Raw genomic sequence first — 18,786 nt, 5'->3', positions numbered from 1 at the left:
GTATTTGATGAGTCTACAAATATAGAAAAACGTTACAGGAGTAAGATAAAAATCCTTTTTTACATCAAAAACATAAAAAAAACACTATTGCTCTTGTAGTTTCGCAGAATATATTTAAATTTGCACCTCGAAAAAAGAAAAGATTATAACCATGAGAAAAGATATTCATCCTGAAAATTATAGATTAGTAGCGTTTAAAGACATGTCTAATGAAGAGGTTTTTCTAACTAAATCTACGGCAAATACTAAAGAAACTCTTGAGGTAGACGGAGTTGAATATCCGTTGGTGAAATTAGAGATCTCTAGAACGTCTCACCCTTTTTACACAGGAAAATCAAAACTTATCGATACCGCTGGACGTATTGATAAATTCAAAAATAAATACTCTAAATTCAAAAAGTAATTTAGTTTTAAGATTTTTTTATAAGCCTTTCCAACTGGAAAGGCTTTTTTGTTGCCTATACTTGATGTATTTTTGAGCGATAATCGAAAGCTAAAATATTCAACTGTTTTTTATGAACTACATTCTGTTTGACGGGAGCGCTCGTAATGCGCTGCTTCCTTTTACTTTTACTAGACCTGTTGCCGAAATCCGTATTGGAATATTGACTATTAGAGAGAAGTGGGAAAATTATTTGGGAAGCACTACATCGACCGTAACCGAAGCGTACCTTAGCGAGAAATTTCCGATGGTTGAATTCGTAGAAAATGTTATGATAAATGCTTCGTATTTACCAACAGAGTATCTGGTAGAAGCCATAAAAGGCTTACAGCCAAATCAAGGAATTTTTATTGCAGGAGAGCCTGTAGCATTTTATGTACAGGAGGATCAAGACGTAGATTTTGAGAGTTACGAGCAGATTGTTTTTGATCAAGAAATTGAGACTGTTAAAACGACTTGGGATATTTTCACCAAAAATGGAACAGCTTTACAAAGGGATTTTGATATAATTACAAAGGATAGAAAAAGTCAAGCTGTCGACAAAACTAATACGTTTATCTGTCCAGAAAATATTTTTATAGAAGAAGGAGCATCCGTGTCATGTGCTATTATAAATGCAAGTAGCGGACCAGTTTACATTGGTAAGGATGCAGTAGTAATGGAGGGTAGTTTAATTCGCGGACCTTTTGCTTTATGTCAAGGTGCGACCGTTAAAATGGGCGCAAAAATCTATGGACCAACTACTATTGGTCCTTATTCTAAAGTTGGTGGTGAGATAAGTAACTCTGTATTATTTGGGTATTCTAACAAAGGGCATGATGGCTTTTTGGGAAACTCAGTTATTGGAGAATGGTGTAATCTTGGAGCTGATACCAATACATCTAATTTGAAAAATAATTACGCTCCAGTACGTTTATGGAGTTATGAAACAGAAAACTTTGCCAAAACAGGGTTGCAGTTTTGCGGTCTGATGATGGGAGACCATTCAAAATGTGGGATCAATACCATGTTCAATACAGGTACTATGATTGGTGTGAATGCGAATGTTTTTGGTAGCGGATTTCCACGAAATTTTGTGCCTAGTTATAGCTGGGGTGGTAGTAATGGATTTACTACCTATGTCACAAAAAAAGCATTTGAGGTAGCGAAGGTAGTGATGGCCCGTAGAGGTGTTGAATTTACCGAGATGGACGAGAAAATTCTTGAATATATTTTTGAGTCCACGCAGAAATGGCGTAATTCTTATGATAAATAAAATACTATTCTTTTTCTTTCCAAACACGTTTTAGAACCAAAAAATTTTGAGGATTCGTAGTTAATCCGCGAACATTTTTTTGAGTAAATCGTACTACTTCGTCATAGTATAAAGGTATGATGGGAGCTTTGGCAATAAGTATAGAATCCATTGTTGAATATACTTGTGCTCGTGCTTGATCATCTGTTATTAAAAAACTTTGTTCATACAATTTATCAAATGTTTCGTTCTTAAAATGTGTATAGTTGGGCCCATTTGGAGTAAAATTTTTGCTGTAAAATGGGGACAAGAAATTCTCTGCATCTGGATAATCGGCAATCCAACTTGCTCTAAATAATTGTAGCTTCCCGCTCCATTTTTGTTCTCTAAGTGTAGAAGGAGGGAGGACATCCACTGCCACATTAATTCCTATTTTTTCTAATTCTCTTTGTATAAATTCGCAAATGCTTAAGTAATTTGCATCAGTCGCTATTGTGATGCTTGGACTTGTATCACCTGTAATTACAGTATATTGATCAACTAGTGATCTGGCTATATTTACATTATACTCATATCCTTGTTGTTCAGAATATCCTAAAATCCCTTTGGGTATAAATCCACTATGTGCCGGAGTGCCGATATTGTTTTTGAGATACATGATCATTTTATTCCTATCAAAACCATAATTTATAGCTTTGCGCAATAGTTCGGATTGGATCTCTGGGACGTTGGCGTCAAGATAAAACCCTAAATATTCAGAATTTAAATAAGGACCTTTATCTAGCGTAATCTTATCAATGTAACGTGCTCTTAATTTTCCCGATGGAGTTAGTAATTCATCCTTATAAGATGCATCTAAGCTATTTAATAGATCAATATTACCTTTAGCAAATTGTAAAAATTCACTTTGTTTATCTGGTAAAAAAGTTATGGCAACAGCCTCTAAGTATGGTAAACTTTTGCCTTGCTCATCCTTCTCATAATATAAAGTGTTTTTACGAAGTACTAATTTAATATTTTCTTCCCATAACTTAAATTTAAAAGGCCCTGTGCCTATGGGATGAGATCTAAACTCAGTGCCATAATATCGTACAATTTCTTTGGGAACGACAGAGCAATATCGCATGCCAAGTAATCCAAGAAAAGCAGGAAATGGCTGTTTCAATTTAATTTTAAAAATAGTATCATTTACGGCAGTATATTCTTCAACTTTGTTTAACACCCAATTGCCTGGAGAAGCAATTTTGGGATCAATCAATCGGTCAAAGCTGTAGACAAAATCATCTGCCGTTACCCTACGCGTGCTGTCGGTGTTTTTAAATTTTGCGTGTTTATGAAAATATACATCATCACGTAGTGTAAAGGTAAATTCTAATCCATCCTTACTTTGATTCCAGTGTTTTGCTATATCGGGAACAATCTTAAGTGAATCGTCTAACTGGATTAATCCATTAAAAATTTGATTTGTAGCCCAGATATTGGCGATATTTCTAGCAAAAGCAGGATCAAGAGAACTAACATTATCGTATTGATTATATCTAAACACCAAATGGTTAAGATCCGTATTGGTTGCGGTAGTGCATGATGCAAATAGCATCGCTAGATAAACCGTTGAGACAATGTTTTTTATAAATGTAAATGTAAGTGTTTTCAATTTTAGTAAACGAATTTTTGTTGGTATCTTTACGCCTTCAAAATAAGAAAGTTTCTTCATCTTATCGTCACATGTCACGCATTTATATGTTGAACTTATAAATTAAATGAATCAGTGTTGAGATTTATTGTTTTTTAAAGTAATAAATATCAAGACAGGTTAAGAGAAATAGAGTGTATGATTCAAAAAAAAGTAGCATTTTATACCTTAGGTTGTAAATTAAATTTTTCTGAAACTTCTACCATAGCACGGAGTTTTGTCGATGAAAATTTTGAACGTGTAGATTTTAATGAAGCAGCAGATATTTATGTTATTAATACCTGTTCGGTTACCGAGAATGCGGATAAAAGGTTTAAAACTATTGTAAAGCAAGCTCAAAAATCTAATCCTGATGCTTTTGTCGCCGCAGTAGGATGTTATGCCCAGCTTAAACCCGAAGAATTGGCAGCTGTTGATGGTGTTGATCTGGTATTGGGAGCTACCGAAAAATTCAATATTACAGACTATATTAATGATCTGTCTAAAAATGATTTTGGAGAAGTTCATTCATGCGAAATTGAAGAAGCTGATTTTTATGTAGGAAGTTACTCTATTGGAGATCGTACACGTGCGTTTTTAAAGGTTCAAGATGGGTGTGATTATAAATGTACATACTGCACAATCCCACTAGCTCGAGGGATTTCAAGAAGTGACTCTTTAGAAAATGTGTTAAACAATGCTAGAGAGATATCTGCCAAAAACATAAAGGAAATTGTGCTCACTGGTGTGAATATTGGAGATTATGGAAAAGGTGAATTTGGAAACAAGAAACATGCGCATACTTTTTTTGAATTAGTTGAGGCGTTGGATAAAGTAGAGGGTATAGAGCGATTACGTATTTCTTCAATTGAACCTAACTTGTTAAAGAATGAAACAATTTCATTTGTGAGTCAATCCAAAGCCTTTGTACCTCATTTCCATATTCCGTTACAATCGGGAAGTGATGAAGTTTTGAAGTTAATGCGCCGCAGGTATTTAACAGATACGTATGTGGATCGCGTGCATAGGATAAAAGAGCAAATGCCAGACGCATGTATAGGTGTAGATGTTATTGTTGGTTTTCCTGGAGAAACAGATGATTATTTTTTGGATACGTATAATTTTTTATCGACGTTAGATATTTCATATTTACACGTATTTACTTATTCCGAACGTGAAAATACTGTAGCAGCTACTATGAATGGTGTGGTTCCTATGAACGTGCGCAAAAAGAGAAGTAAAATGCTTAGAGGGTTATCGGTCAAAAAACGTCGTGCTTTTTACGAAAGTCAACTCGATACTGTTCATACAGTTCTTTTTGAATCAGAAAATAAAGAAGGCTATATCCATGGATTTACAGAGAATTATGTGAAAATTAGAATGCCATGGAATCCGATATATAGTAATACAATGCACAAGGTTCGGCTTACAGAGATAGACGAAGAGGGTATGGTACGTGTTGAATTATTGTCTATATAAAGCAAAAAAAAGTCCGTTTATAAAACGGACTTTTTTGGTTCTAAATATTGATTCCAACAGGAAGCAAATCTTTGTACTTTCTTCTGTTTTTTCTCATAAAATTGGCGATAATAGGACTAGTAGGTACTAGTCGTATATTACGATCTTCGATGATTTTAAAAACAGCAATAATAAATTCTTCATCAAAACCTTTTTGAGATAGCTCATCACTCATAACAAGTTTTGTAAGAAAGATTTTTCGTTCTTGTTGAGAATATTCAATTTTAGCTTTTTGACCTTCGATAGTAGTTTCGAATTGTCTTAGAAATTCATTATCAATAATCTCTAATTCAATCCCGCTGATGTGTTCCATATTTAAAAAATTAAATCCAATTTCATACATTATAAAATACTATTAAATGTAAATTACAATCAATAGCAATCAAAAGTATCGAGTCTTAAATAGATTTTTGTATTAAAGACATAACAAAAAAGTTATATCTTTAATGCTATTTAAGTTTTGGTCTTGACGGTTAGAAATGTTTTCCCTTTACAATATAACATTACCTAATGATATTTTTATCTCACATGATAAAATCATAATTTTGATACGCAAAGATAAGAAAATTAGAGCCTTAATTATACAATCCATTGTTAAAAAACCTATGCAACAGCAAGTTGAGCATGTTTATTTTGTTCCAGGAATGGCTGCCGATGTCTCCATTTTTGAATATATAAAACTACCAGTAAGTACTTATCAAACGTATACTATTCCTTGGAAAATCCCCAAACAAAAGGAGTCCATAGAAGCCTATGCAAAACGGATGTGTAAGGATGTACATCATGATAACAGTGTTTTGGTAGGAGTGTCTTTTGGTGGAGTCATAGTTCAAGAAATGGCCAAAATTCGTAAATTTAAAAAGGTCATCATTATCTCTAGTGTAAAAAGTAAGTATGAGTTACCTAAACGTATGCTTATAGCTCGTAAAACTAAAGCTTATAAATTACTGCCAACGACTCTTATCTCCAAGATAGATAATTGGGAAAAATTAGCTTTTGGTGATTTTGCAAAAAAGAGAGCTAGTATGTATCAAAAATATTTAGCAATTAAGGATAAAAGCTATTTGGACTGGGCGATAGAGCAAATGGTTTGCTGGGATCAAGAAACTCCTTCAGATAATTTGATACATATCCATGGAGATCAGGATATTGTGTTTCCGATAGGTAATATTAAAGGATGTATTGTTGTACCAAAGGGAACACATATAATGATAGTCAACCGAGCTCGGTGGTTTAACAAACATCTTCCTGAAATAATTAAGAAATAATATAATAATTATAAATAGATTTCACTTATATTAGGAGCATTAGTGTAACCCGAATAAAACCTACGATATAATGAAGAGGATTAAAAGAATTTTAGTAAGTCTAGGGGTAGTTTTTACTGCCGGAGTATTAATAAATGCTACACAAAAGGAACCAGAAAAAATTGTAGAACAGCAACAGTTGGAACAGAAATTAATTAATGATTATAATGTTTATGCGATCCCAATGCCTGAAAATTTGAATTTTGCAGGAGAACTAGTTCCTGTTGATAATCCAGACATAAGAGAGAGAATGGATAGAGAATTGTTGGTAAATACCTACTGGCAATCTAATGCATTATTACTTTTTAAACGTGCAAATAAATACTTTCCACTAATAGAACCCATTCTCGAACAGTATGGGATCCCAGATGATTTTAAGTACCTAGCAGTGATAGAAAGTGGATTAACGCAAGCTGTATCTCCAGCAAATGCTAAAGGATTTTGGCAGCTATTAAGCGGAACTGGTAAAGAGCTAGGATTAGAAGTTAATAAAAATGTGGATGAGCGGTATCACATAGAAAAAAGTACTGAAGCTGCCTGTAAATATATATTATCGGCCAAAGAAAGGTTTGGTAATTGGACCTTGGCCGCTGCTGCATACAACGCAGGTAATTATGGTATTGATAAACAATTAAAGAGACAAAATGTAACTAGCTATTATGACATTCTGCTAGGAGAGGAGACTGGAAGATATGTTTTTAGAATTGTTGCATTAAAAGAGATTCTTAGTAATCCATCTAAGTATGGTTTTAATTTTTCTGATAAAGATTTATATGATAAAATTCCCACATTTAATGTTAAGGTAGATACAGCGGTAACAAACTTCACAAAATTTGCAGAAAAATTCGATATCAATTATAAAATTTTAAAGCTTCACAATCCATGGTTGCGTGAGACACATTTAAATAATGCCTCGCGTAAAGAATATTTAATTAAAATTCCAGAAAAAGGAATTTATAAGACAACTGTAGGTCAATAATAATTATGTTAGATTGGATATTAGCTAATATTTGGACACTTCTTATCGTACTTAATTATATTGTGGCACTTTCTGTCATGGGTTTTCTATTAATGCATAATAGAAACCCACACACCACGATGTCTTACATATTAGCTTTGGTAGTATTGCCATTTATAGGTATCGTTATTTATTTATTTTTTGGTCAAGAATATCGTAAGACCAAGATTTTTAGAAGAAAACATGTTTTTGATAATTCTAAAATTAAGAAATGGGAAAAGGAGTTATTATTAGATAATGAAGAACTTGAACATTATGAAGAAAAGTTTTTGGAACACAAAATTCGTTTGGTTAGATTAATTCAGAAAAATGAAAAATCTCCATTAACCTTTAAAAATGAAGTTGATGTTATAATCAATGGCGAACGCAAGTTTGAATTACTTTTTGAAGATCTTAAGAATGCCAAAAATCATATTCACGTAGAATACTATATCATTCGCAATGATACGATTGGTAACCGTTTGATCGATATATTATGTGATAAGGCCAGAGAAGGAATTACTGTACGTGTTAGTTATGATTATGTTGGAAGCGAATTACCATCTAGGTTGATCAAAAAGATGCGTGATTGTTCTATAGCTATTCAACCCTTTATGCCTGTTTGGTTTCCTAATTTGACACGTAAGCTCAATTATAGAGATCATCGTAAAATTGTAGTTATAGATGGTGCAATTGGATATGTAGGAGGTGTTAACGTTTCTGACACCTATGTAAATGGATTAAATAAAACGTATTGGAGAGATACGCATTTAAGGATAAAAGGACACGCAGTTAAATCTTTACAGAGCCAATTTCTCCTTAACTGGGATTTTGTTTGTGGAGAGGATGAAAGTATCGAGATTAGTGATGCAATTTTTCCTAAAGTTGTACAGAAAGGCAAAGTTCCTGTTCAAATAGCAGCTAGCGGGCCAGACACTGATTGGGCTAATATAATGGAGGCTATTTTTACAGCAATTATTACTGCCGAGGAATATGTGTATATAACAACTCCATATTTTATTCCAAATGAACCTATTTTAACAGCTTTGAAAGCAGCAGCAAGAAGCGGAATAGATGTTAAAATTATGATACCGGATATAGGTGATTCTTGGGCCGCCAAATATGCTAGTAATTCTTATCTGGAGAGTTTACTTGAGTCTAATATTAAAGTGTATAGATATTGTAAAGGAATGTTACATGCAAAAACAATTGTGGTAGATGATTCTTTTGCTACTGTTGGAACATCTAATATGGATTATCGTAGCTTTAATATCAATTTTGAAATTAATGCGCTGATATATGATAGTATAACAACACATAGATTATTATCGATTTATAATGATGATCTCAAAGAGTGCAAGGAACTAAAACTAGAAGAATGGATTAATCGACCATTTGGGGATAAACTGAAAGAATCTTTTTGCCGTTTGTGGGCTCCTTTATTATAATGAAACTATGAGTTCAACTATTATTATATACTTGGTAGCTATTGGATTACTAGCGGGCTTTTTAAGTGGAACCTTGGGTATTGGAGGGAGTGTTGTCATGATTCCTTTGTTAATCTTGTTTGTAGGATTTTCACAACATGAAGCTCAAGGAACAAGTTTGGCTGTTTTATCAATACCAGTAACTGTATTGGCAGCGTTTACTTATTATAAAGAAGGTTTTGTTAACTGGAAATATGCACTTGTAATTGCATTAACCTTTATAATCGGAGGATTTTTGGGGAGCAAACTAGCTATTTCAATTAATCAAACACTCTTAAAGAAAATTTTTGGAGGTATTCTCTTATTTGTAGCCCTTAAAATGATAGTGAATAAATAGAGTTACTTTTTATTTATTTCCATCTTCATCCTCATTTTCTTCATAATTATCATCCTCGGGAGTTGTATAATCTTCATCCTCATAAATATCATTGTCCTCATTAGATTTCTCAGTAGAAAGATTCTCAGAATTTTTGTCCAAGTCAGCCATTAAAAGAGAAACTCCTTTGGATAAAGAATCAAAATGAATGTTATATGAATTACTTAATGTTTCACTTGAGTGGTGTGTAACGATCTTTCGTATATCTAACATCTTTTTTTCTGAATTCATAAAATACATCATAGGAAAACCTAAAGAATGTTTCAATTTATTTATAATAGCACCGTTTTGATTAGCTCTTTCGTCTATATAAACTAAATGAATGTTTTCACTATAATCTGCTTCAATATCTTTAAGATCTTCAACATTATCCCAGAATAGCATTATAAAATCAATCTGATCATGAAAGCGATCAGCAAGATCATTTAATGCAGGAATTTCTCCAGCTCCAGGAACACACCATGTAGCGTAAGTAATTAGAAAAATTGGCTTTTCATATTCTTCAAAATAAATAGGGTCTCCCTTAATAGGATTAACATTAAAATTATCCAAATAGGTACCTACAAGATGAAAATTTACCAGAGAATCAAATAAAAAAGTCGCGCGTTCTAAGTCTTGCTCTTCATAGGCAACATTAATCTTTTGATTGTATTTTACAATATGAGCAGAGATTGCTGTAGAAAATGGAACTCTTCGTTCCTCTTGAGCATAATTACTTAAATACCCAAAAAATACAATACTAAGGAGTAATACGTTCTTCATTGTTAATAGATTACGGATGCTAATGTACTATAAAGCTGCCATATAAACTTAAAAATTAGTGAAAAAACTCGATATAATTACGGTAAAACCGTATTTTTATTTAAAATAAACGTTGTATCAAGTAGTAATAACGTAAATATACAAACAATTAGTATGCCTAAATTTTTTTCATTTGCTGCTTCATCATTGTAATTTGATCTTTCAGCATGCTATGTTTATCCAACTTTTTTGCTTGGTTAAGTAAAATTTGTGCTTCTCTTTTACGACGTTTGGTCATCGCGATCCCTGCTAAATTTAATTTGGCTACCGCTAGATCTTGGTCCATTGATAATCCTAATTTGATGGCTTTTTTGAGATATTTTTCTGCTTGTGAGATGTTTGTTTGAGATAACATAATACCCAATAAGTAATTGTAATATCCATGTTGCTTGGTCGTTAATGCAGATTCTGGATGTTTAATTTTATCAAGCCAAGCTTTAGCGCCATCAAAATCTTGTTTCCTTAATTTTAGAAATGCGAGAAGTATAAACTCATTTTTAAAATATAAAAAAATGAATATTGAAGATAGCAAGATCAACATAATACCATTCCCAATAGAGCCTTCAATAATTTGCCAAATACCTAGCCCTATGATAAGAGCAGCTATAAATAATTTTATATTTTTGTTGTACATAAAAATGTGTGATTTTTTAATAGCGGCAAAGGTAAGAAAAACAAATATAAATATTTTGATATTTAGGTTTGTGAAAGCAAAAACTCTTTGTATATTTGCCCGCAGTTTTGGGGACATAGCCAAAGCATAACGTAAATAGATATTTCACGAAGATTTATAAAGATAGATAGCAAATGAAAAGAACGTTTCAACCATCGAAGAGAAAAAGAAAAAACAAACACGGTTTTAGAGAGCGTATGGCCAGTGTCAATGGAAGAAAAGTATTAGCTCGTAGACGAGCTAAAGGAAGAAAGAAGCTGTCTGTATCATCTGAGTTAAGACATAAGCACTAATGATTTTTAGTGTATCAAACATATTAAAAGGTGTTACTTTATAGGTAACGCCTTTTTTTATACCTAATCGATAAATTTATTCAACTGCAATTTTTAGTACATGCCAAAGAACAATAATTTAAAAAGTATACTAATCATAGGGTCTGGTCCAATTGTTATTGGGCAAGCGTGTGAATTCGATTATTCAGGAACTCAAGCCTTACGTTCCCTAAGAGAAGACGGAATTGAAACAATTTTGATCAATTCTAATCCAGCAACAATCATGACGGATCCTTCGATGGCAGATCATGTATATCTTAAGCCTTTATCAACCAAGTCGATTATACAGATTTTAAAAGAACATCCACAAATTGATGCTGTTTTGCCAACCATGGGAGGGCAAACAGCATTAAATCTTTGTATCGAAGCAGATGAAAAGGGAATCTGGAAAGATTTTGACGTAGAAATTATTGGTGTGGATATCAACGCCATAAATATAACCGAAGATCGCGAGCAATTTAGAGAGTTGATGCTTAAAATAGGTATCCCAATGGCTCCACAGGCTACGGCTAACTCTTATTTGAAAGGAAAGGAAATAGCACAAGAATTTGGATTTCCATTAGTTATTCGAGCATCCTATACATTAGGTGGAGCGGGAGCTTCTATTGTTTATAAAGAAGAAGATTTTGATGAATTATTAACTCGAGGATTAGAAATATCTCCGATCCATGAGGTAATGATTGATAAAGCTTTAATAGGTTGGAAAGAATATGAGTTAGAATTATTACGTGATAATAATAATAATGTAGTCATTATTTGTACGATAGAGAATATGGATCCTATGGGGATTCACACAGGAGATTCTATTACAGTTGCACCTGCAATGACTTTGAGCGATCGCACATTTCAGAGAATGAGGGATATGGCAATTCATATGATGCGTAGCATAGGTGATTTTGCAGGAGGATGCAATGTGCAGTTTGCAGTTAGTCCAGACGATAAAGAAGATATTATTGCTATTGAGATTAACCCTAGAGTTTCTAGATCATCTGCATTAGCTTCTAAAGCAACAGGTTATCCTATTGCAAAGATAGCTTCAAAATTGGCAATTGGCTATACGTTAGATGAGTTAGATAATCAAATTACGAAATCAACTTCTGCCTTATTTGAGCCAACGTTAGATTATGTTATTGTAAAAATACCTAGATGGAATTTTGATAAATTTGAAGGTTCTGACCGCACATTAGGATTACAAATGAAATCTGTTGGTGAGGTTATGGGGATTGGTAGATCCTTTCAAGAAGCATTGCATAAAGCTACCCAGTCTTTGGAGATAAAAAGAAATGGTTTGGGAGCAGATGGAAAAGGCTATAAAAATTATGATCAAATCATCGATAAATTAACCCATGCAAGTTGGGATCGGGTATTTGTGATTTATGATGCCATACAAATGGGAATTCCCTTAAGTAGAATTCACGAAATTACTAGAATTGATATGTGGTTCTTGAAGCAATACGAAGAACTCTACCATTTAGAAAAAGAAATTAGCACATTTACTATTAATTCTATTACCAAAGATTTATTACTCGAGGCAAAACAAAAAGGTTTCGCAGATAGACAAATTGCACATATGATGCGTTGTTATGAAAGTGAAATTTATAATAAAAGAGAAGAATTAGGAATTAATCGTGTGTTTAAATTGGTAGATACCTGTGCGGCAGAATTTAAAGCGCAAACACCTTATTATTATTCAACTTTTGAGGCCGAAGTCCAGACACCAGAAGGTACTATTTATGTGTCTAACGAAAGTAAAGTATCAGATAAGAAAAAGATTATAGTTCTTGGATCAGGACCTAATAGAATTGGGCAGGGAATAGAATTCGATTATTGTTGTGTTCACGGAGTATTGGCTGCTGCAGAGTGTGGTTATGAAACTATCATGATTAATTGTAATCCAGAAACGGTTTCTACAGATTTTGATGTTGCCGATAAATTATACTTTGAGCCTGTTTTTTGGGAACATATTTATGACATCATTCGTCATGAAAAGCCCGAAGGTGTTATTGTACAGTTGGGAGGACAGACAGCGCTTAAACTTGCAGAGAAATTAGATCGTTACGGAATTAAGATTATTGGTACTAGTTATAAATCTTTAGATCTAGCCGAAGATAGAGGAAGCTTCTCTACACTACTTAAAGAAAACAATATACCATACCCAGAGTTTGACATTGCAAGCACTGCAGACGAAGCCCTAGCGGTTGCAGATAAACTTGACTTTCCTATATTAGTTAGACCCTCTTATGTATTAGGTGGACAAGGAATGAAAATTGTAATCAATAAAAAAGAACTCGAAGAGCATGTGGTAGATTTGTTGAGAAAAATGCCAGATAATAAACTACTATTAGATCATTATCTTGATGGAGCTATCGAGGCAGAAGCCGATGCAATTTGCGATGGAGAAAATGTTTACATTATTGGTATTATGGAGCATATCGAACCTTGCGGTATTCACTCTGGAGATTCAAATGCTACCTTACCACCGTTCAATTTGGGTGAGTTTGTAATGCAACAAATAAAGGATCACACTCATAAAATAGCTTTAGCTCTAAATACAGTTGGTCTTATAAACATTCAATTTGCGATCAAAAATGATACAGTATATATTATAGAAGCAAACCCAAGAGCTTCTAGAACAGTACCTTTTATAGCAAAAGCGTATGGAGAACCGTATGTAAATTATGCAACAAAAGTAATGTTGGGAGACAAAAAGGTTACAGATTTTGATTTTAATCCTCAGTTAGAAGGTTTTGCTATCAAACAACCTGTGTTTTCATTTAATAAGTTTCCTAACGTGAATAAACAACTTGGTCCTGAGATGAAAAGTACTGGGGAGAGTATTCTTTTTATAGATGACCTTAAAGATGATCAATTTTATGATCTATATGCTAGACGCAAGATGTATCTAAGTAAATAAAACAGTAATAGTATAAATAAAACAGCGCATGCTAATATTCTAGTATGCGCTGTTTTCATTATATAATCAATTCATATTTTAATTTTCTAAAAAGCCATCGGATTCCCAATCCAAAACTATGGTTACAGTCTCTTGGGGCAAACGACCCGAAGGAGGCATTACACTGCGGGTTGAGGTAGTATTTATACGGCCAATAACATTGCGTCCATTATTAATCGCTGCCATAACTTCGGGATAAGTACTCAGCGCCATCGGAGCTCCTTGAGTAGGAGGATTGTTATGACACTGTAAGCATTTAGATTCAAAAATAGCCTTGATGTCACCAGCATAGGTAGTTTTTTTTGACGGAATAGGATTTTCGCTATTCGTAGGGGGATCTACACTTTCAACATCATCAGAATCCGAGCTACTACAGCTACTAATAGTTATAGTAATAAAGAAAATATTTAAGTAGAATACGATATTTTTCATAGTTTTAAATTTGTAGGAATTCGAATATATGAAAATATTAGTAATAGGAGATTAAAACTACAACATTACCTTTACAGAATATTCCTTGAGAGTGTCAAGATGCTCTTCTACAATAAATTCTGATTCTTTAAAACGATTGAAACGTAATTGTGCTTCTTCTTTTCTAGAAATACTTCTTACAAATCTACGAACACTGGTTTTATCCTTTAAAATTAAGCCAGGTACAGCCACGCTTTTTCCTTTAGAATCTTTTGCAACCATCGTAAAGTAACTAGAATTACAATGCTTTTTTTTACCCGTTCTTATATTCTCGGCCTCTACGCGAACTCCAACTACCATGGATGTTTTTCCAACATGATTTACAGAAGCTTTCATAGTAACCAATTCACCCACCTCTATAGGTTTTAAAAAATTCACCTTATCAACACTTGCTGTTACACAATAAGTTTCAGAATGCTTAGAGGCACAGGCAAAAGCAATTTGATCCATCAATGATAAGATATATCCTCCATGAATTTTGCCGCTAAAATTTGAGTGTGAAGGCAGCATTAATTCGGATATGGTTACTCGAGAATCGTTGGCATGTTTAAACTTCATGAATCAAAACTTTAAAAAATATTATCGATTTCAAAAATGTGGCGATTCTTCTTCGGTAACTTTTGTCACAAAGTATTTGGTATCTCCCAACCATGAAAATGTTCCAAAGCGTTCTATATAGGTCAATTTAACATACCTACCTTGCAGTGTCTCTAAATCTGAAATTACCTGTTCATTCTTGTCTTCAACTGAAAAACTGAAAATTTGTGCACCAGAAATACCTTGACTAATTTCTCCTTCCCAAGTTTTAAAGAGTAAGCCTTTATTGCTAAATTTTATTAATTCGCCACTTCGTGTACCCTCACTAAAATTAGCAAAATATACGAAGGAGTACCATGCTGCAAAAACTGCAATAATACATAAGATGAGTATTCCGAGAATTTTTTTCACAAAAACAGGTATAAATTATTTTTTTAAAACGTCAAAACGTTATTTAGATTATAAAAGTAATTCAATTATTTATAAAAGCTATAGTTTCTATAATGCATTATACACTTTCTCTAAAAAAGTTTCAATTTTTTTTGGCTCTAACCAACGTGTTATGATGACAAGTTTTTTTTGTTTATCGACAACGATAAAGTTACCTCCAAAACCAGCTGCATAAAATAGATGATCTGGTAGATTTTTCCATTGGCGAGCTCCTTTTTTATTGAGCCACCACATATATCCATAATTTGCGTTAGCTAATGATGGAGTTGATAGTTGGTCAATCCAATCCTCTGGCAACAATTGTTTATCATTCCATTTACCATTTGCAAGAAATAACAGGCCAAAGCGTGCTAGATCCAAGGTGTTAATGAACATTCCGCCACCAGAGTGTCCACCACCGCTAACAGATTGCATTTGCACGCCATCTACTGTTACAAACGAATTGTCATATCCGTACCAACGCCAAGTTGTAGACGCATCAATGGGATCCATGATTTTTTCTTTGAGTATTTGTGGTAATGGTCTACGCCAAACTTGAAGAAGGCTATAGGCTAAAACATTAACACGAACATCATTGTATTCGAATACTGAGCCTGGTGTTTGTAATGTTCTCGATTTCCAATCCTCTATTTCTCCGTTTTTTGGGGGTCGATCGGCCCAGTCAAAACCGCCCCATAATTGACCTGACCAGTCAGAAGATTGAGTAAGCAAATGACGCCAAGTTATTTTTTTATTATGCACTCCTTCAAACGTTTCATCCCAAACATATGTGCTTACCAAATCATCAAAAGATTGAAGTAATCGCTCTTTATAGGCTAATCCTGCGATGGTTGATAGAAAGCTTTTGGTTACACTAAATGCCATGTCAACTCGTTTTATATCGCCCCATCTGGCTACAATAAAACCATCCTGTAATATCATACCCGCTGGTGCTCCTCTTTTTTTTGTGGGTCCTAGAATTGTATGATAGGGTTCGTTTTCAAAACCTTTTAAAATAGCTTGGCGTAAGTCTCTTGATCCACTGTACTCATTTTGTTTTGCATAATCTATTGCTTGATTGAGTAATGAAGGATTAATAGAGAAAGTTTCGGGAGTACGTTCTGTCCATGAAAATTTTTCTGGAAAATATAGTTCTTGAGATTGTATGGAAAGGGCACTAATCGTAAATAATAGTGGTGCTATAATACAGGTCTTAACGAGATATTTCATTTTTAAAATAGAAATTATTCTATAGGTTTATTGCAACTTTATTCTTTATCCAGAGCACGTTTAATTATAGATTCGGGTAAAGATTTTTTAGCTTTTGCGCCCATTTTTTTTAGTTTTTCTACGCTCGTAATTATGTTTCCGCGACCCTCGACTAATTTATTCATCGCAGACGAGTAGTCTTTTTTGGCATCATCGATTTTCTTGCCCACACCTGTTAAATCTTTTACTAAACCTTCAAACTTATCATAGAGAGCACCGGCTTGTCGCGCAATTTCGATAGCATTACGTTGTTGTTTTTCATTATTCCACATAGTATCAATCGTTCGTAAGGTTGCTAATAATGTAGCAGGAGTAACGATCACAATATTTTTTTCAAACGCTTGATTGTATAAGCTATTGTCTTGATTTATTGCAATAGCAAATGCAGGTTCTATAGGTACAAAAAGGAGTACAAAATCGGGAGATTCTATGTCATATAAATCTTGGTATTGCTTAGCAGACAGCTGATCTACATGGCGCTTAAGTGATGTTACATGTTCTTTTAGATATTTTTCTCTAAGAATATCATCTTCTTCATTGGCAAAACGCTCGTATGCTGTAAGACTTACTTTTGAATCTACTACCATTTTCTTATTATCTGGTAGGTGGATTACAACATCTGGCAGGACCCGTTGTCCCTCTGCCGTTGTAAAGCTTTGTTGTACAAAATATTCTCTATCTTTTTCTAATCCTGATTTCTCAAGCACCCGCTCGAGTACTAGTTCTCCCCAATTACCTTGCATTTTACTATCTCCTTTGAGGGCTTTGGTCAAGTTAGTAGCTTCTTTGCTCATTTGCTCATTTAAATCTTTGAGCCCGATGATTTGTTGTCTTAAAGCAGCATGGTAATCAATACTTTCTTTGTGTGTTTGGTCCACTTTTTTTTCAAAAGTTAAAATTTTTTCCTGAAGTGGATTTAAGATGTTTTTAATGTTTTCTTTATTTTGTTCTGTAAATTTGCTGGATTTCTCATCCAAAATTTTGTTGGCTAGATTTTCAAATTCTTTGGTGAAGCGTTCTTGTAATTTTCCGACCTCTTCCTTTTGTTCTCTATTTTTAAGTTGCAAGTTTTCGAATTCGGTAGTACGTCGGGTAAGTTCTGTATTTAAGAATTCTTTTTCTCTTCTTATCTCTTCTCTTTCTTGCTGTAGCGTAGTTAATTGCTTGTCTACTGCTATTTTATATTCTGAGTGTTGTGCTAACAAGTATTCTTTTTGTAAAAGTTCATTCTTTTTTTGTTCTTCGAGGAGCGAGTTTAGTTGTATTATACGTTCTTCGAGTGTACTTTGTTCACTTTTGGTTTGTAATTTGGCAATATGTTTTCCGATAAAAAAACCGATAGCGATAGCAATAAGAAATCCTGCAAGCGCGATAATAATTGGAAGGTATTCTGACATCTATAGTTTTTCTTTAGTCAAAGATAAAAATTTAGACGCTGTCACTCTCTATAGCTTTGATAAATTTGACAACTGATATTTGGAGTAAGCTAATGACGAATCTTATAGGTTCTGGTTTCAGCATCAAAAAGTATTAAATCTTCAGGAAAAAGAGAAGCAAATGCACGACATTGAATTAATTCTTTGGGACGGCCAAATTCGAATCCTTCACGATTCATTACTATCATTTTGTCGCATAATTGAATGGCAAAATCGATCTCGTGTGTAGAAAATAAAATAGTTTTTTGGGTTTCAAAGGCAAGTCGCTTCAAAAGTTTCATGATATAGGCCTTGTGGTATACATCAAGATGAGTGGTGGGTTCATCCAAAATTATGAAAGGAGTATCTTGAGCGATAGCTCTAGCAATGAGTACTTTTTGTAATTGTCCATCGCTTAACTCGTAACAACGTTTATGAACAAGTTCTTTAATTTGAGTTACTTCTATTGCTTGTTGTACTATTGATATATCTGTAGTAGAGAGCTTTCCGACCCAATTTGTATATGGCTGTCTACCAAGTGCTACAAGCTCTTGTACGGTTAGATTTTTTGAGGCAATAGTTTCGGTAAGTACTACGCTCAGTTTTGAAGCTAATTCTAATGATTTATAATTTTTCAAATCTTTATCATCCAAAAAAACTTTACCATGAAGTGGTGTTTGTACTTTGGATAAAGTGCGTAAGAGGGTAGATTTACCAATACCGTTAGCACCAACTAATCCTACAAGCTCTCCCTTAAATAATCTCAAATTGATATTGGCCGCCACTACTTCAAGAGATTTCTTATAATAGTAACCAATAGATAAATCCTCGGTTGTTAGTACACTATGTTGACTTTCGATATCCAAATTTAGT

General features: G+C 33.6%; 19 protein-coding genes. 9 read left to right on the top strand and 10 right to left on the bottom strand.

The window, feature by feature from the left end:
* The first annotated feature begins 151 nt into the window (after positions 1 to 151).
* Together ACE939_RS07760 and ACE939_RS07755 are read left to right on the top strand one after the other, a co-directional pair.
* Positions 152 to 403 (top strand): type B 50S ribosomal protein L31, encoded by a 252-nt coding sequence (locus ACE939_RS07760; RefSeq protein ID WP_378188362.1) that lies wholly within the window; start codon positions 152 to 154, stop codon positions 401 to 403.
* Between the two features lie 112 nt (positions 404 to 515).
* Positions 516 to 1,697, top strand: coding sequence for a GlmU family protein (locus tag ACE939_RS07755; protein WP_378188361.1), 1,182 nt, complete (start codon positions 516 to 518; stop codon positions 1,695 to 1,697).
* 4 nt (positions 1,698 to 1,701) lie between these two features.
* On the opposite strand, the gene ACE939_RS07750 is transcribed toward ACE939_RS07755, so the two are convergent.
* Positions 1,702 to 3,273, bottom strand: coding sequence for an ABC transporter substrate-binding protein (locus ACE939_RS07750; RefSeq protein WP_378188424.1), 1,572 nt, complete (start codon positions 3,271 to 3,273; stop codon positions 1,702 to 1,704).
* 234 nt (positions 3,274 to 3,507) lie between these two features.
* On the opposite strand from ACE939_RS07750, the gene mtaB reads away from it, so the two are divergent.
* A complete protein-coding gene (gene mtaB / locus ACE939_RS07745; protein WP_378188359.1) occupies positions 3,508 to 4,827 on the top strand; it encodes a tRNA (N(6)-L-threonylcarbamoyladenosine(37)-C(2))-methylthiotransferase MtaB in 1,320 nt (439 codons plus the stop codon).
* A gap of 40 nt (positions 4,828 to 4,867) precedes the next feature.
* Here mtaB and ACE939_RS07740 read toward each other — a convergent pair whose 3' ends face one another.
* On the bottom strand, positions 4,868 to 5,179 hold the full coding sequence (locus ACE939_RS07740) for an N-acetyltransferase (RefSeq protein ID WP_378188358.1): 312 nt from the start codon (positions 5,177 to 5,179) through the stop codon (positions 4,868 to 4,870).
* Positions 5,180 to 5,411: 232 nt separating this feature from the next.
* Here ACE939_RS07740 and ACE939_RS07735 point away from each other — a divergent pair, with 232 nt between their 5' ends.
* The 4 genes from ACE939_RS07735 to ACE939_RS07720 all read left to right on the top strand — a co-directional run bounded on the left by ACE939_RS07735 (position 5,412) and on the right by ACE939_RS07720 (position 8,994).
* Positions 5,412 to 6,134 (top strand): alpha/beta hydrolase, encoded by a 723-nt coding sequence (locus tag ACE939_RS07735; RefSeq protein WP_378188357.1) that lies wholly within the window; start codon positions 5,412 to 5,414, stop codon positions 6,132 to 6,134.
* A 70-nt stretch (positions 6,135 to 6,204) separates the two neighbouring features.
* Complete coding sequence (locus ACE939_RS07730; protein ID WP_378188356.1) at positions 6,205 to 7,152, top strand: lytic transglycosylase domain-containing protein; 948 nt, start codon at positions 6,205 to 6,207, stop codon at positions 7,150 to 7,152.
* Between the two features lie 5 nt (positions 7,153 to 7,157).
* Positions 7,158 to 8,618 carry a cardiolipin synthase gene (gene cls / locus ACE939_RS07725; protein ID WP_378188354.1) on the top strand — a complete coding sequence of 487 codons (1,461 nt, stop codon included), beginning with the start codon at positions 7,158 to 7,160 and terminating at the stop codon, positions 8,616 to 8,618.
* 7 nt (positions 8,619 to 8,625) lie between these two features.
* Positions 8,626 to 8,994 carry a sulfite exporter TauE/SafE family protein gene (locus tag ACE939_RS07720; protein WP_378188353.1) on the top strand — a complete coding sequence of 123 codons (369 nt, stop codon included), beginning with the start codon at positions 8,626 to 8,628 and terminating at the stop codon, positions 8,992 to 8,994.
* 9 nt (positions 8,995 to 9,003) lie between these two features.
* Here the strand turns inward: ACE939_RS07720 and ACE939_RS07715 are convergent, their stop codons facing one another.
* Both ACE939_RS07715 and ACE939_RS07710 read right to left on the bottom strand, forming a co-directional pair.
* Positions 9,004 to 9,795 carry a TlpA family protein disulfide reductase gene (locus ACE939_RS07715; protein ID WP_378188352.1) on the bottom strand — a complete coding sequence of 264 codons (792 nt, stop codon included), beginning with the start codon at positions 9,793 to 9,795 and terminating at the stop codon, positions 9,004 to 9,006.
* 157 nt (positions 9,796 to 9,952) lie between these two features.
* Positions 9,953 to 10,468, bottom strand: coding sequence for a DUF2892 domain-containing protein (locus ACE939_RS07710; protein WP_378188350.1), 516 nt, complete (start codon positions 10,466 to 10,468; stop codon positions 9,953 to 9,955).
* A 173-nt stretch (positions 10,469 to 10,641) separates the two neighbouring features.
* Between ACE939_RS07710 and rpmH the strand changes: the two genes are divergently transcribed.
* Together rpmH and carB are read left to right on the top strand one after the other, a co-directional pair.
* On the top strand, positions 10,642 to 10,800 hold the full coding sequence (rpmH, locus tag ACE939_RS07705; RefSeq protein WP_073314535.1) for a 50S ribosomal protein L34: 159 nt from the start codon (positions 10,642 to 10,644) through the stop codon (positions 10,798 to 10,800).
* A 100-nt stretch (positions 10,801 to 10,900) separates the two neighbouring features.
* A complete protein-coding gene (gene carB / locus ACE939_RS07700; RefSeq protein ID WP_378188349.1) occupies positions 10,901 to 13,753 on the top strand; it encodes a carbamoyl-phosphate synthase large subunit in 2,853 nt (950 codons plus the stop codon).
* 78 nt (positions 13,754 to 13,831) lie between these two features.
* Here carB and ACE939_RS07695 read toward each other — a convergent pair whose 3' ends face one another.
* The 6 genes from ACE939_RS07695 to ACE939_RS07670 form a co-directional block, all read right to left on the bottom strand.
* Positions 13,832 to 14,224 carry a hypothetical protein gene (locus tag ACE939_RS07695; RefSeq protein ID WP_378188347.1) on the bottom strand — a complete coding sequence of 131 codons (393 nt, stop codon included), beginning with the start codon at positions 14,222 to 14,224 and terminating at the stop codon, positions 13,832 to 13,834.
* Positions 14,225 to 14,281: 57 nt separating this feature from the next.
* Complete coding sequence (locus ACE939_RS07690; protein WP_378188346.1) at positions 14,282 to 14,821, bottom strand: acyl-CoA thioesterase; 540 nt, start codon at positions 14,819 to 14,821, stop codon at positions 14,282 to 14,284.
* Positions 14,822 to 14,851: 30 nt separating this feature from the next.
* Positions 14,852 to 15,211 carry a 6-phosphogluconate dehydrogenase gene (locus ACE939_RS07685; protein WP_378188344.1) on the bottom strand — a complete coding sequence of 120 codons (360 nt, stop codon included), beginning with the start codon at positions 15,209 to 15,211 and terminating at the stop codon, positions 14,852 to 14,854.
* A gap of 87 nt (positions 15,212 to 15,298) precedes the next feature.
* Positions 15,299 to 16,459: a serine hydrolase domain-containing protein gene (locus ACE939_RS07680; protein WP_378188343.1), complete on the bottom strand. Its 1,161-nt coding sequence runs from the start codon at positions 16,457 to 16,459 to the stop codon at positions 15,299 to 15,301.
* 38 nt (positions 16,460 to 16,497) lie between these two features.
* Complete coding sequence (gene rmuC, locus ACE939_RS07675) at positions 16,498 to 17,895, bottom strand: DNA recombination protein RmuC (RefSeq protein WP_378188342.1); 1,398 nt, start codon at positions 17,893 to 17,895, stop codon at positions 16,498 to 16,500.
* Between the two features lie 89 nt (positions 17,896 to 17,984).
* Positions 17,985 to 18,779 carry an ABC transporter ATP-binding protein gene (locus tag ACE939_RS07670; protein ID WP_378188341.1) on the bottom strand — a complete coding sequence of 265 codons (795 nt, stop codon included), beginning with the start codon at positions 18,777 to 18,779 and terminating at the stop codon, positions 17,985 to 17,987.
* Between the last annotated feature and the right edge of the window lie 7 nt (positions 18,780 to 18,786).

Source organism: Aquimarina rhodophyticola (assembly GCF_042434915.1).
GTDB lineage: Bacteria > Bacteroidota > Bacteroidia > Flavobacteriales > Flavobacteriaceae > Aquimarina.
The sequence above is the reverse complement of the archived record's forward strand: the minus strand, read 5'-3'. Positions and strand labels throughout refer to the sequence as shown.